This is a genomic window from Peribacillus psychrosaccharolyticus ATCC 23296, assembly GCF_000305495.1.
In the GTDB taxonomy this organism is placed as follows: domain Bacteria; phylum Bacillota; class Bacilli; order Bacillales; family DSM-1321; genus Peribacillus; species Peribacillus psychrosaccharolyticus.
This window is the reverse complement of the sequence record NZ_AJTN02000187.1, coordinates 27,949-40,666: the sequence shown is the minus strand read 5'-3', so window position 1 is coordinate 40,666 and position 12,718 is coordinate 27,949. Positions and strand designations below refer to the sequence as shown.

At 39.6% G+C, this 12,718-nt stretch carries 16 protein-coding genes; 13 read left to right on the top strand and 3 right to left on the bottom strand.

The window, feature by feature from the left end:
* From WYK_RS10735 to lysA, 4 genes are all read left to right on the top strand, one after another.
* Positions 1–303: stage V sporulation protein AB (locus WYK_RS10735; protein WP_040374494.1), on the top strand; the 303-nt coding region annotated here is incomplete at its 5' end.
* 24 nt (positions 304–327) lie between these two features.
* A complete protein-coding gene (gene spoVAEA, locus WYK_RS10730) occupies positions 328–927 on the top strand; it encodes a stage V sporulation protein SpoVABEA (protein ID WP_040374493.1) in 600 nt (199 codons plus the stop codon).
* On the top strand, positions 890–2,365 hold the full coding sequence (locus tag WYK_RS10725) for a spore germination protein (RefSeq protein WP_040374492.1): 1,476 nt from the start codon (positions 890–892) through the stop codon (positions 2,363–2,365). The genes spoVAEA and WYK_RS10725 overlap by 38 nt, the downstream gene beginning before the upstream one ends.
* A gap of 191 nt (positions 2,366–2,556) precedes the next feature.
* Positions 2,557–3,876, top strand: coding sequence for a diaminopimelate decarboxylase (gene lysA / locus WYK_RS10720; protein WP_040374491.1), 1,320 nt, complete (start codon positions 2,557–2,559; stop codon positions 3,874–3,876).
* 259 nt (positions 3,877–4,135) lie between these two features.
* Here lysA and WYK_RS10715 read toward each other — a convergent pair whose 3' ends face one another.
* Positions 4,136–5,011: a DUF1002 domain-containing protein gene (locus tag WYK_RS10715; protein WP_040374490.1), complete on the bottom strand. Its 876-nt coding sequence runs from the start codon at positions 5,009–5,011 to the stop codon at positions 4,136–4,138.
* A gap of 456 nt (positions 5,012–5,467) precedes the next feature.
* Here WYK_RS10715 and WYK_RS10710 point away from each other — a divergent pair, with 456 nt between their 5' ends.
* Positions 5,468–5,833: a GNAT family N-acetyltransferase gene (locus WYK_RS10710; protein WP_040374489.1), complete on the top strand. Its 366-nt coding sequence runs from the start codon at positions 5,468–5,470 to the stop codon at positions 5,831–5,833.
* A gap of 98 nt (positions 5,834–5,931) precedes the next feature.
* Here the strand turns inward: WYK_RS10710 and WYK_RS10705 are convergent, their stop codons facing one another.
* Together WYK_RS10705 and WYK_RS23955 are read right to left on the bottom strand one after the other, a co-directional pair.
* A complete protein-coding gene (locus WYK_RS10705) occupies positions 5,932–6,462 on the bottom strand; it encodes a DUF309 domain-containing protein (protein ID WP_040374488.1) in 531 nt (176 codons plus the stop codon).
* A gap of 122 nt (positions 6,463–6,584) precedes the next feature.
* Complete coding sequence (locus tag WYK_RS23955; protein ID WP_081704860.1) at positions 6,585–6,677, bottom strand: YjcZ family sporulation protein; 93 nt, start codon at positions 6,675–6,677, stop codon at positions 6,585–6,587.
* Positions 6,678–6,900: 223 nt separating this feature from the next.
* Between WYK_RS23955 and WYK_RS10700 the strand changes: the two genes are divergently transcribed.
* From WYK_RS10700 to WYK_RS10665, 8 genes are all read left to right on the top strand, one after another.
* On the top strand, positions 6,901–7,662 hold the full coding sequence (locus WYK_RS10700) for a segregation/condensation protein A (RefSeq protein WP_040374487.1): 762 nt from the start codon (positions 6,901–6,903) through the stop codon (positions 7,660–7,662).
* Positions 7,655–8,230: an SMC-Scp complex subunit ScpB gene (gene scpB, locus WYK_RS10695; protein WP_040374486.1), complete on the top strand. Its 576-nt coding sequence runs from the start codon at positions 7,655–7,657 to the stop codon at positions 8,228–8,230. Before WYK_RS10700 ends, scpB begins: the two co-directional genes overlap by 8 nt.
* A 66-nt stretch (positions 8,231–8,296) precedes the next feature.
* Positions 8,297–8,689, top strand: a complete 393-nt coding sequence (locus WYK_RS10690; RefSeq protein ID WP_040374485.1) for a hypothetical protein — start codon at positions 8,297–8,299, stop codon at positions 8,687–8,689.
* Between the two features lie 41 nt (positions 8,690–8,730).
* A complete protein-coding gene (locus WYK_RS10685) occupies positions 8,731–9,219 on the top strand; it encodes a YpuI family protein (protein WP_040374484.1) in 489 nt (162 codons plus the stop codon).
* A gap of 127 nt (positions 9,220–9,346) precedes the next feature.
* Positions 9,347–10,219, top strand: a complete 873-nt coding sequence (locus WYK_RS10680) for a superoxide dismutase (protein WP_040374483.1) — start codon at positions 9,347–9,349, stop codon at positions 10,217–10,219.
* 105 nt (positions 10,220–10,324) lie between these two features.
* On the top strand, positions 10,325–11,470 hold the full coding sequence (locus tag WYK_RS10675) for a D-alanyl-D-alanine carboxypeptidase family protein (protein WP_040374482.1): 1,146 nt from the start codon (positions 10,325–10,327) through the stop codon (positions 11,468–11,470).
* Positions 11,463–12,056 (top strand): nucleoside recognition domain-containing protein, encoded by a 594-nt coding sequence (locus WYK_RS10670; protein WP_040374481.1) that lies wholly within the window; start codon positions 11,463–11,465, stop codon positions 12,054–12,056. The genes WYK_RS10675 and WYK_RS10670 overlap by 8 nt, the downstream gene beginning before the upstream one ends.
* A complete protein-coding gene (locus tag WYK_RS10665) occupies positions 12,057–12,596 on the top strand; it encodes a spore maturation protein (protein ID WP_407951442.1) in 540 nt (179 codons plus the stop codon).
* Positions 12,597–12,718: the final 122 nt, after the last annotated feature.

Genomic DNA, 12,718 nt, shown 5'->3' with positions numbered 1-12,718 from the left:
AAAACTGAAAAGAGGCTTCCAGCCTATGAAGCGGCCATCGTTTTAGGCATCGTGTTCTTTGGATGGAACGAATTACAAGGTGTATCGTTTTACATACATGCGTATATCCTGCTGCCAATCGGACTGGCGGATGGGATCTTTAATGGAATGCTGGCAGCTGCGCTTACGGAGGTTATTAATGTTTTTCCGATTCTTTCAAAACGCATTGGGCTTCAGGATAAAGTGATTCATTTGGTGATGGCCCTTGTACTAGGAAAAGTGGCTGGTTCATTGTTTCAATGGCTCTATTTTGTCGATTTATAACAAAGTGCTGAAAGGAACAAGTTGATGGATGCGAAACGAAAAGTGATCTTAATTACAGATGGTGATGAATATGCAAAGCGAGTAGTGGAACTTGTGGCAAAGGAGATTGGCGGCCGATGTATTTCAATGTCGTATGGAAATCCATCCGTTCATTCAGGTGCCCAATTAGTCAGAATGATCAAAAAAGCTCCCTATGATCCTGTTTTAGTTATGTTTGATGATAGTGGAATTGTCGGTGAAGGGGCAGGAGAGACAGCCATGCGCTATGTGGCTCTTGATGATGGAATTGAAGTTCTGGGCATTATCGCTGTTGCATCAAGGACTAGACATGCGGAGTGGACAAGAGTTGATGTAAGTATTGATCGCGAAGGGAATTTGACACCACAAGGCGTAGATAAAAATGGCACCGCTGAATTTGAACTTGGTAGAATCACGGGAGATACGGTCTACTGTATTGATGAATTACATGCACCGTTGGTTGTTGGAATCGGAGACATTGGAAAAATGGCAAGCAGGGACGATTATCGTAAGGGAGCACCCATTACAAGGTTAGCGGTTGAACTTATTTTGGAAAGGAGCGGGTATCGTGAGTTCGGAAAACGAGAACAAGACCAGGATCTATAAGGACGCTGATCAAGTAGAAGCATATTTCAAAAAAAATGTCGGGCTTGGAACCAGCTTTGACCTGGGTGTCCGCAAGTTTGTCATCTTAAAAACAGATATTCAAATGTATTATGTCAACGGGCTTTGTGATACGAGTTTCATTACGGACATTTTAAGTCAGCTCGTTCATATTAATGATAAAGAAACGAATAAGACGAAGGTTTTTGAAATTATCGAAAATAGATTGGTGAATCAATCAGTCAGCCGAGTTGAAACGCTAGATGAAATGGTCGATCAGGTCTTATCTGGACTCATCGGTGTTATAGTTGATGGTACACCCACTGCCTTAGTCGTGGATGTGAGAAGTTATCCAGGGAGAAGTCCTGAAGAGCCGGATACAGAAAAGGTCGTCCGAGGATCTCGCGATGGGTATGTCGAAAATATCATTCTGAATACCGCGTTAACGAGACGCAGAATTCGTGATGAGAATCTACGTTTTGAAATGCTGAAGGTAGGGGAACGTTCAAAAACGGATATCTCTATTGGTTATATTAAAGATATTGCTGATCCAGATTTAATTGAGGTCATCCGTAAAGAATTAGAAGCCATTGATCTGGACGGCCTGCCAATGGCCGATAAAACGATTGAAGAATTTATTGTCAAGCAAGGATATAACCCGTATCCGCTTGTGCGCTATACAGAACGACCGGATGTGGCTGCTGCACATCTATTAGAGGGCCATGTCATTATTATTGTCGATACCTCACCAAGCGTTATCCTTACTCCAACCACAATCTTTCATCATATGCAGCATGCAGAGGAGTACCGGCAGTCTCCTGCGGTAGGAACGATGATCAGGTGGGTCAGATTTCTAGGGATTATCGCATCTATTTTTCTGTTGCCTGTCTGGTTTTTGTTTGTCTTAGAACCTTCAATGCTGCCCGAAAAACTGGCGTTTATTGGACCTAATGAGCATACAAATATCCCAATTATCGTCCAGTTATTCATCGCTGAAATCGGGATTGAATTTCTCCGGATGGCGGCCATTCATACGCCAACCCCACTGTCGACTGCGATGGGCTTAATTGCTGCCGTATTGATTGGTCAAATTGCGATAGATGTCGGATTATTCGTACCAGAGGTTATTCTTTATGTATCGGTCGCCACAATAGGAACCTTTGTTACCCCTAGTTTAGAGCTTGGTGTAGCAAATAAAATTGCCCGTTTAGGAATCCTTATAATGGTCGCCATCTTCCATTTGCCTGGTTTAGTAGGTGGAATGACTTTATTCTTTATCTTGCTGGTAAGTATAAAATCATTGAATACACCTTATCTATGGCCATTTATCCCATTTCGTCCTAAGGCCTTCTCGCATATCTTAATAAGAAGGACATTGCCTGGTTCGCGAATCAGACCAAGTGTTGTCCATCCGCAGAATAAGTATCGGCAGACGAAGTAGGATTTTGTATTGATGTTGTCGAAAAGTTGTGGTAATTTTAAATTTATTCAAATAAAGCGTTAAAAGGCTAAATTACACAGATATGAGGTTGATGGAGAAAGGGTTAAAAGATTTCCTTTACAAAAAGGAGAGGACTCTTTCTAGTCTGCCTCAATTATTTAGATACCTTTTTCAAGAAAGGGAGAGGGAATATGCATTTCTATGGAACTGAACGAGTAAATGAACAAGGGCATTTAGAAATCGGCGGCGTTGATACAGTGGAACTGGCTGCAGAATATGGAACACCTCTTTATGTTTATGATGTTACTTTAATTAGAGAACGGGCTAGAGGTTTTAAACAAACGTTTGAGGATCTCGGCGTGACAGCACAAGTGGCTTATGCAAGTAAAGCTTTTTCCTCCATTGCGATGATTCAGTTAGCAGAGGAAGAAGGTTTGTCACTCGATGTTGTTTCAGGGGGAGAGCTTTATACGGCTTTAAAAGCAGAATTCCCGGTTGAACGGATTCACTTCCATGGCAATAATAAAAGTGAAGAAGAATTAATCATGGCTCTTGAGACCAATGTCGGCTGTATTGTGGTCGATAATTTCTCAGAGCTCGAATTACTTGAAACACTTTGTAGAAACCGAAACCAAAAGGTTAAGATTCTTCTGCGGGTAACACCGGGAATTGAAGCTCATACACATGATTATATTCTGACAGGTCAGGAAGATTCAAAATTTGGCTTTGATTTACTAAACGGTCAGGCTGAACATGCCTTAAAAACCGCGCTGTCAAGCCAAAATATTACTGTTCTAGGTATCCATTGTCATATTGGTTCCCAAATATTCCAAACAACAGGTTTTATTTTAGCTGCGCAGAAAATTCTTGGACAACTAGAGGCTTGGTATGAAGCATTTGACTATCAGCCTAAAGTTTTGAATCTAGGAGGCGGGTTTGGTATTCGCTATACAAAAGAGGATGAGCCCCTGCCCCCGGCTTATTATGTAGAAGAAATCGTCAAAGAAGTACAAAATCATATTAATCAATCTAGATTAATGATGCCTGAAATCTGGATTGAACCAGGACGTTCACTTGTCGGAGATGCCGGAATTACTTTATATAAAGTAGGCTCAGAAAAAGATGTCCCACAGGTTCGAAAATACTTAGCTGTTGATGGAGGGATGAGTGATAACATCAGACCAGCTCTGTATGAAGCGAAATATGAAGCGGTATTGGCAAATCGTCCACTCGACCCTGTTGAAGAAACCGTGGCGATTGCAGGGAAATGCTGTGAAAGCGGCGATATGCTGATTTGGGATTTACCATTACCAAAGTCCGGGCGCGGCGATCTACTTGCTGTCTTTTGCACAGGGGCGTATGGTTATTCCATGGCGAATAATTATAATCGTATTCCTAAACCAGCTGTCGTTTTTACTGAAAATGCGGAATCAAGATTAGTTATTAAACGGGAAACCTATGAAGATTTAGTCCGTTATGATCTAGCTCTACAGGAAGTATCAACAAAGTAAGTTACTGTCAGTTTCTTCAACACAAAAAAGCGGGAGTATAAATGACTTCCGCTTCAGTTTGTAGACAAAAGAGGTTCGGAATGGTTTCATTCCGAACCTCTTTTGCATTTTTTGGACCAAATAGGCCCGCGGAAAGCGAAGCGCCTGGAATGGAAATCAACATCTCGATTTCAAATCTCACCCGAGTTTGTCTACTGTCTGAAGCGGGAGCCTAAATGACTCCCGCTTTTTTGTGATTAAACTCTATTTATCATCTGCTTTAGGAAAACAACGCCTTGATTGCGTCGATGATACTTGAGAAGAATCCTTTTAGTTTATCCAAGAACCCCTGACTTTCTTCAGATTCAAGGAAGGTGGTTAATTTTTCTTTTGCTTTATCCAGTTGATCGCCTACTTGGTTCCAATCAATATTTAAGTCTTTTAGTTTTTTGAATAAATCTAGCAGACTTTGAATCTGATCTTCTGTAAGGTTCAGACCGATTTCTTTAGAAGAAGTTTCAATGATTGTTCGAATATCATCATCTGTTTTAGGTGGATTTTCTGCCATTTGTTCTTTAATTCTGGTCATAAGTGCGGCCGCTTTTTCAGCACCGACTTCATCACCGAGCTCAGCCGTTTTAACCATTTCTTCATTGGCTGCTTGTTTCACGTCTTCAGGTATGGCTGTATCGGCTGATAATTCATAGGCTTTAATAATTCCAGTTAGTGCAGCTGTACCAGATACGGGAATGGGTGCGGTCGCATAAATGGCTGCATCCTTTACACCTGCTGTTGCTAATGCGTTGATAAACATTTCTTCTGAAACCCAATTAATATTCTTTGTTTCAACTGTCAAACCGGTACCCGCTTTTTCTAGTGTGATAGAAGAAGAGGATATCGCCTTGGTACCGATTAATCGTTTAGCAATATACTTCCCAAGATATTCATGCTCTTCTTGATTAGTAACGGTTAAGATTTCTACATCTGCTGGTGCCTTCATTTCAGCGAGCAGCATGTTTTTTTGTTCAGTGGTCAAGTTTTCACCTAGTGTTACCACTTGATCCCCAACTGCCGCATCAGCAAAAGCACGAATTGGGAAGAATAAACATAACATTAAAGCAATAACACAATACTTTTTTATCATACTCTGTTTCATAGTCTGCCTCCTTAATATGCTAGACGAAAATTCATAAAAAAAGATTCACTTTAAAAAGGAAATTTCTAGCTGCTATCTAGTATAAGCAGATTCACCAAAAGTTACAAAGAAAAATATAGAATACGAACTAAAAAGTCTTTACGTTTTTATAGTATTTTACAAAAAGATTAAAACCTGATTTGTCAGTAAAGACTTGTTATAGTAGAATGGAATCGACATATAAAAGTTGATGCGTGAACTTACCGGGTGAAGGAGAGCATGCTGTTATGAAACAAAACAACTATATCTTGCTTGCACTCCTGCTAGTAATGGGATTGGTTTGGGGAATTATTTACTGGGTGTTCATCGTTTGACCGAGGAAAATGCTAATTAGGGTAGCATTGAAAGAACAGGTATTATTATGTATGATGTACTATATTCTTAAAAATACTACGTACTTAAGTGACGAGGGATCCTATGTTTATAAGATATAAAAAAAATCATGAAAAAATTGCAATGGGCTTATTGTCGTTTATGCCTGATTTAAAGGACATAAAAAAATTACAGACGACAATGAAGGATTACGAATCTGATGAAAGTTTGCAGCTTTTGCTATGGAAAGAAGAAGAAATAATTGGTGTGGCTGGTCTTAATCTTTCTCAAGAAGGAATCATTAAAATACAGCATATTTCTGTCAATCCTTCCTTCAGGGCCCAAGGTGTGGGCAAGGCAATGGTGAAAGCGATTATCGAGCAGTATCCAGATAAAGAGGTTCAACCTACAGATGATGTAGCGGAGTTTTTTGGTAAATGTGACCTGCCCGGAAATGAAACACCTGCATAAATAGAAGAAAAGATGCTGTTCTTCGTAATGCTTGATGTCTCTATCAATAAAAATTAAAAAAGAAGCGATCCCTATAGGAAGCGTCTCTTTTTTTATGCTTACGTTTGAGGTTTTTCCCTGCGTAACCGTAACTGCCTGTTTCTTTCCTGAATAACTTCTGTGCGGTCTCGTAAAGTGTGACGATGTATGAGTTCGGCATTGTTTAAATTGCTTGGCATACACCAGAAAAATCCGGAATTCTTACAGGAAGTCTGGCAGGCTTTTATTAATTCTGTATCAGTTAATGGAAGAGTGATGCTCTGATAAGGGGTTTGGTTATGTATGTGTCTTTCAATTGACGATATAATATCGAGTAGTTCATGTGGGTTCATTCCGAGTTCAGTAATAACATCTTCTTTTTTTGAAAGGATTTCTTTCGCTTTTTTTATCGTTTTTGCCGCACCGTTGAAATTCCCGCGCCGTTGATGGTAGAGTGCGACAGCAAGCTGGATAAACCCGACCCAATGGGAATCCCGTTCACCAGGTGAAACCTCTTTCCAATATTCCTCAAGGATTTCATGACACTCAAAATAATCACGGCTTCCATGAAATTCGACTAAGTAATCAATATATTCAGCTGGATAGCTCATTTGCAAACATCCCTTCGAATAAAAATCTATCCTAATTGTATCATATGAGATCTTTTAGCTAGAATGTTTACAAAAAAACCTGCTTGCCATTAAGGCAAGCAGGTTTTGATACCCTGATTAGTTTATAACCAGGATGCACCTATGATGACTAACAAAATGAACAGTACTACGATTAATGCAAAGCCGCCTCCGAAACCGAATCCGCCTTCTCCCATGTAAGTACCTCCTTTGACTTCTTACTGCTTACCTTTTTAAAATATGCAGTGGAGAAAATTATGTATGGGCTCCGGCCTGTATTTTATAAAAGACGGGCTAGGAAATTTTTCAATAGCTGAAAACGAAGATTGTTATTGGATAAAACAAGGCAATCCTCTATACTAAGGGATGGAACTCAATGAACAAACAAGACAATCATGATTTATAGTGGGGTTTTTTATAGTGGGTTATAATATAAAAATTGATGCATTCGAAGGTCCGATGGATTTGCTCCTTCATTTAATTAATCGGCTGGAGATTGATATTTATGATATACCGATGGCTGAAATTACTGAACAATACCTAGGATATATCCATACGATGAAGAGCTTGGAACTAGATATCGCAAGTGAATATTTAGTAATGGCGGCTACCTTACTAGCTATTAAAAGTAAGCAGCTGCTGCCTAAACATGAGGACGAGACAGCTTATGATGAAGACGGCATGGAGCTGGATGAGGATCCTCGTGAGGAACTCGTTGAAAAGCTTCTCGAATACAAAAAATATAAGCAGGCTGCGGTGGAATTTAAAACATTAGAAGAAGAGCGGAGTTTATTTTTCTCAAAACCACCGAGTGATTTTTCGGAATTCTCCAAGGAAGCGGAAACTGTCAAGCCAGAGCTTAATATCAGCTTGTATGATATGCTGGGCGCTCTTCAGAAATTACTTCGCCGGCAGAAATTACAGAAGCCTTTACATACCAAGGTGACTAGACAGGAAATTTCTATAGATAAGAGAATGGGTGAAATATTAACCAATCTCCGTTCATTAAACGGAAGAACAAGTTTCTTTTCCCTCTTCCCTGAACCGGAAAAGGAGCATATTGTTATTACCTTTTTGGCGGTATTAGAATTAATGAAACTAAATCAAATTCAGGTTGAACAAGATAACAATTTTTCAGAGATCTTTGTTGCAGCTAAGGAAGGTGTAGGAGCAGTTGGATAATTGGAAAGGCGTTTTAGAAGCTATGCTTTTTGCAGCCGGAGATGAAGGCTTAGCGTTAAAGCAGATGGCCTCAGTACTAGAATTAACTGAGTCGGCAACAGAAGACATTATCACTGAATTACAGGAAGAATATCTGCAAGAATCAAGAGGCATCCAATTAGTGGAGCTTGCGGGTGTTTTTCAGCTTGTTACTAAAAAGGAACATTCGGATTATCTAAAAAAGCTGGTAGAGACTTCAAGCTCACATGGATTATCTCAAGCTGCATTAGAAACACTTGCGATTATAGCCTATAAACAGCCGATTGCTAGGGCCCAAATTGAAGAAATTCGTGGAGTAAAAACAGAAAGACCGATTCATACCCTTGTTTCGAAAGCGCTGATTAAAGAAGTTGGCAGAATGGAAGGTTCCGGAAGAGCTTATCTATATGGTACAACCAAAGAATTTCTTGACTACTTTGGCCTGAAAGCAATAGATGAACTGCCTGCTTTAGATGCCCAAAATGAGCAGGATTTCGAACAAGAGGAAGCAGATTTATTTTTCGAGACATTTAAAGGCTCAATCGAATAACAATTTCATTGAAAATGTGTTAATATACTACTAATATTACATTATTTGAGATATCGAGGTGTGGGTGTGGAAATTCTCGAATGCGCAGGTCTTGAGCTTGAAAAAGAAAAATCAAATTCACCAGAGGATCTTTTCAATCGTTCATCCGTCAGTTTTAAAGAAGGCAATGAAGAAAAAAGGTTACATGTTGTGTATTTGCGGGTTTTTGATGAGCTTATGCGAGAGTTGACACCATTCATGGAACATCCTCTTTATAAAGGAACAACTAGGAATTTTTATTTTTATGATATTGTAGCGCTCGTTTGTTTACTGAAGGATTCCAGTTTATCGAAACGGAAACGATTATATTTGAATTCCCAAGAAGAATTCTCTGCTTACTTCAAAAATCTCGACTTTGATTCCTTAAAACAAACAATTAAACGTCTGGATCAGGGACAAAGTACGATTGTAAACAGATAAACGAACTATACCTGTAAAAACTTACTGAGGAGGGTTCATGGTTGGGTAATTCAATGGTTAAATCTCAGCTTGATGATGTGCGAACTTTTTTAGGCGGTACGGTAAGCAGACTTGAGGAGTTCTTGAATGAAACCACTCTTTCGCAGCTGCAACAAGAGAAGCCGGGAGAGGATCTATATTATAAGGGGATCCTATCTGGGCTTAGAAGATTACTTGTAAACTGTGAGGAGAATCTAGAAACCTGCCAGATCATCCTTAATAATGAGATCTTTCATAAAGGTGCCGCAGAAAAAACCTTATACAGAGTTTACCATCAATGTATTGAGGAATATTTCTCTCCAAAATCTGATCGTTGGTTTGAAGACAGCCGTGCCGCGTATACAGGGAGAAATTCGATTAAGTTCCATGGTGAGGTTCCAGATCGGATCGTTCAGGTTCTTAAGAATCTTGAAGCAAACTTCCAAACGTTTCGTGAAGAATTGGAATTCTATGAAACGGATTATCGAACAAAAATGATGCAATCAAAATAGTTGATAATGCTTTATAAATTCTGCTGCTAGACAGAGCGGATTTTATAAAGCTTTTTTTGTGCACCTATCCCTCCTAGGATTCATAAAATTAAAATAGCTTGCTAGTTGCCTATAGGAGGTAGAGAAAATGAAAAAATGGAAGAAATACGTTGTCGATATTCGAAAGTGGCTGAAAGAGACATCTCAATTAATACCGGGTAAGTTCAGAGAGAGTGAAATGCTTTACTGTAACGAAAGGATTAATGTACTACTTGATAAAATCGAAGCAGGTCAAGCGACCGAGGCAGATCAGGTCATGTTAAATGAAGAATTACGCCTGTTTGCTGATCAATGTTCATCCATATTGACGAAAGAGCTGGATAGAGAAAAGATGAGTGTACCTATTGGCAAACATCAGCTTCCGTCGCTTGGATATCCATATAATGCGTTAGAGCCCGCTATTTCTGAAGAAACGATGCGTCTGCACCATGATAAACATCATCAGGCATATGTTGATGGGTTAAATAAAGCGGAATTAATGATGGAAAAAGCACGAAAAACAAATGATTATTCGTTAATAAAGCACTGGGAACGGGAAGCTGCGTTCCATGGCTCAGGTCATTATTTGCATACGATTTTCTGGGAAAGTATGAAACCAGAGGGCGGGGGAAAACCAACTGGCAAGCTGCTCGCTCAAATAGAGAAGGATTTTGGCAGTTTTTCTGCATTTAAAAAGCATTTCAGTGAGGCGGCCAAGCAAGTGGAAGGAGTAGGTTGGGCAATCCTTGTCTGGTCCCCGCGTGCACACCGTCTTGAGATTCTGCAGACAGAACGACATATGATTTTAACTCAATGGGATACAATCCCACTGCTTGCCCTTGATGTCTGGGAACATGCCTATTATTTACAATACAAAAACAAAAAAGATGCCTATGTGGATAATTGGTGGAACGTGGTTAACTGGAATAATGTTAGTGAACGCTTTGAAAAAGCAAAAACACTTAAATGGAAGCCTTATTAATCAGATTTAGAAATTAATGAATAAGATGCTCGATTTTTTCTTGTAATAACCCTTGTCTCTTTGCATAAACTTGTACAAAACCACTAAAGGGACGAGGGGAATACATTGAGATTTCTAAATAGGGTGCTGCCCCTTTTGTTAATTTGTTTGCTTTGTACGGGAGGACTGCCTGAAAAGGTGAACGGAGAACCCGTTGTTACTGCGAAAAGTGCTATCTTAATGGATCAAGATAGCGGCCGTGTAATATTTGAAAAGAATATTCATGAGATAAGCCGAATTGCTAGTATTACAAAAATAATGACGGCACTACTAGCTATTGAATCAGGAAAAATGAATAAGACTGTGAAAATAAGTGATGACGCCATTGGTACAGAAGGGTCTTCACTTTTTTTAAAGCATGGTGAAAAAATGAAGCTTGAAGATCTGGTTTATGGATTAATGCTTCGTTCAGGCAATGATGCAGCCGCAGCGATTGCCGAAGAGGTTGGTGGCAGTCCAGAGGGATTTGTCTTTTTGATGAACAAGAAAGCGGAGGAAATTGGGATGACAAATAGTCATTTTACTAATCCTCATGGACTTGATAGTACGAAAGACCATTATTCTACTGCGTATGATATGGCACTTTTAACTCGATACGCTATGCATAATAACGAATATAAGAAAATAGCGGGAACTAAGGTCCATCGGGCGCCGAATTCTATGGAAAACTGGGATTATAAATGGACCAATAAAAATAGATTACTGACAAGTTTATATAAATATAGTACCGGGGGGAAAACAGGTTATACTAAACTGGCAAAACGGACCCTTGTTTCGACAGCAACAAAGGATAATATGAATTTAATTGCGGTAACGTTAAAGGGCCCAGATGATTGGAACGATCATATTAATATGTTTGAATCTACGTTTACTTCTTATCATCAAGAAGAAATTCTTTCTGCTGGGGAAGTAAAGAAAGTCAGGATTAAACAATACCAAAATAATTTATATATTAAGTCGAAGTTTGTTTATCCATTAATGAAAGATGAAGAAGATAAGGTGAAAATTGATTATCTCTTATTGAAGCCTCGCTGGAAGGGTGAACGTGACATTCCTAAGGTGGTGGGCAAAGCTGTGATTTATCTTGATGGCAAAGAAATAGGCAGACGATCTGTTTTTTATGGCAAACCTAAAGAAGTTATGAGTTCAACTAGTTTGGGTGCTGTATGGAAGGAAATGTTCCTTTCTGTACTGGGAATCAATAATGGTTAATTATATATGGGTTGGGATGACCTTAATAGGTGTTTTATTCGCTATGGTAAATGGAACAATGGAACAGGTGAATGAAGCGTTATTTGTTAGTGCCAGAGAGGCCGTTACACTTTGTCTCGGATTAATGAGCATCCTCGTCTTCTGGCTGGGACTGATGAAAATTGCGGAGGCAGCAGGATTGTTAGACAAGCTTTCTGTCTTGTTTAAACCGTTGATTACCTGGCTATTTCCTGATATTCCTCCACAGCACCCGGCGATGGGGTATATCTTATCCAATATGATGGCCAATTTATTCGGCCTTGGAAATGCGGCAACACCACTCGGGATTAAGGCGATGGAACAGCTTAAACTGCTAAATGGAGGCAAGTCATCAGCAAGTCGATCGATGATTACGTTTCTTGCGCTAAATACATCAAGTGTCACACTAATTCCAACAACGGTCATTGCTATTAGATTGAACTATCACTCTGCTTCTCCGACCGACATCGTATTCCCAACGATTATTGCTACCATTATATCTGCAATCGGCGGAATCGCCATTGATCGTTATTTTTATTACCGACGTAAACGGAACGGGGTGGAATAAATGATTGAATGGATGGCAGCAATATCTATATGGATGATTCCTATTTTAATTTGCATTATTTTACTTTATGGAACGTTTAAAAAGATTCCTACTTATGAAACCTTTGTTGAAGGGGGAAAAGAGGGAATAGAAATATCATTTTCTATTATTCCCTTCTTAGTAGGGATGCTTGTAGCGATATCGGTTTTTCGTGCCTCAGGAGCACTTGACTTCCTTGTCGAACTATTAAGGCCCGTTCTTACAGCTATTCATGTTCCGCCAGAAATCCTGCCGCTTGCCATTATCCGGCCAATTTCAGGAACAGCAGCACTTGGTATGACGAGTGATTTAATTTTATCTCATGGCCCCGATTCCTTCATTGGCAGACTGGCATCTACCATTCAAGGAAGCACCGATACCACATTTTATGTCCTTACCGTCTATTTTGGCGCTGTGGGAATCAAGAAGATGGGGGATGCGGTTAAGGTTGGTTTATTGGCAGATTTAGTCGGTCTTATTGCCGCAATCGTGGTTGTGGTTCTTGTATTTGGAACAAAGTAGATGCAAGAGAAGCTGGCAGATACCAGCTCTTTTTTGCGTTCTGCCGAATTTTTCAGCGGTACATTTTTTGATGATTGAAAAGTGCTTGTGGTACACTTCATAAGGGTCCGTTTTTTAGGGAA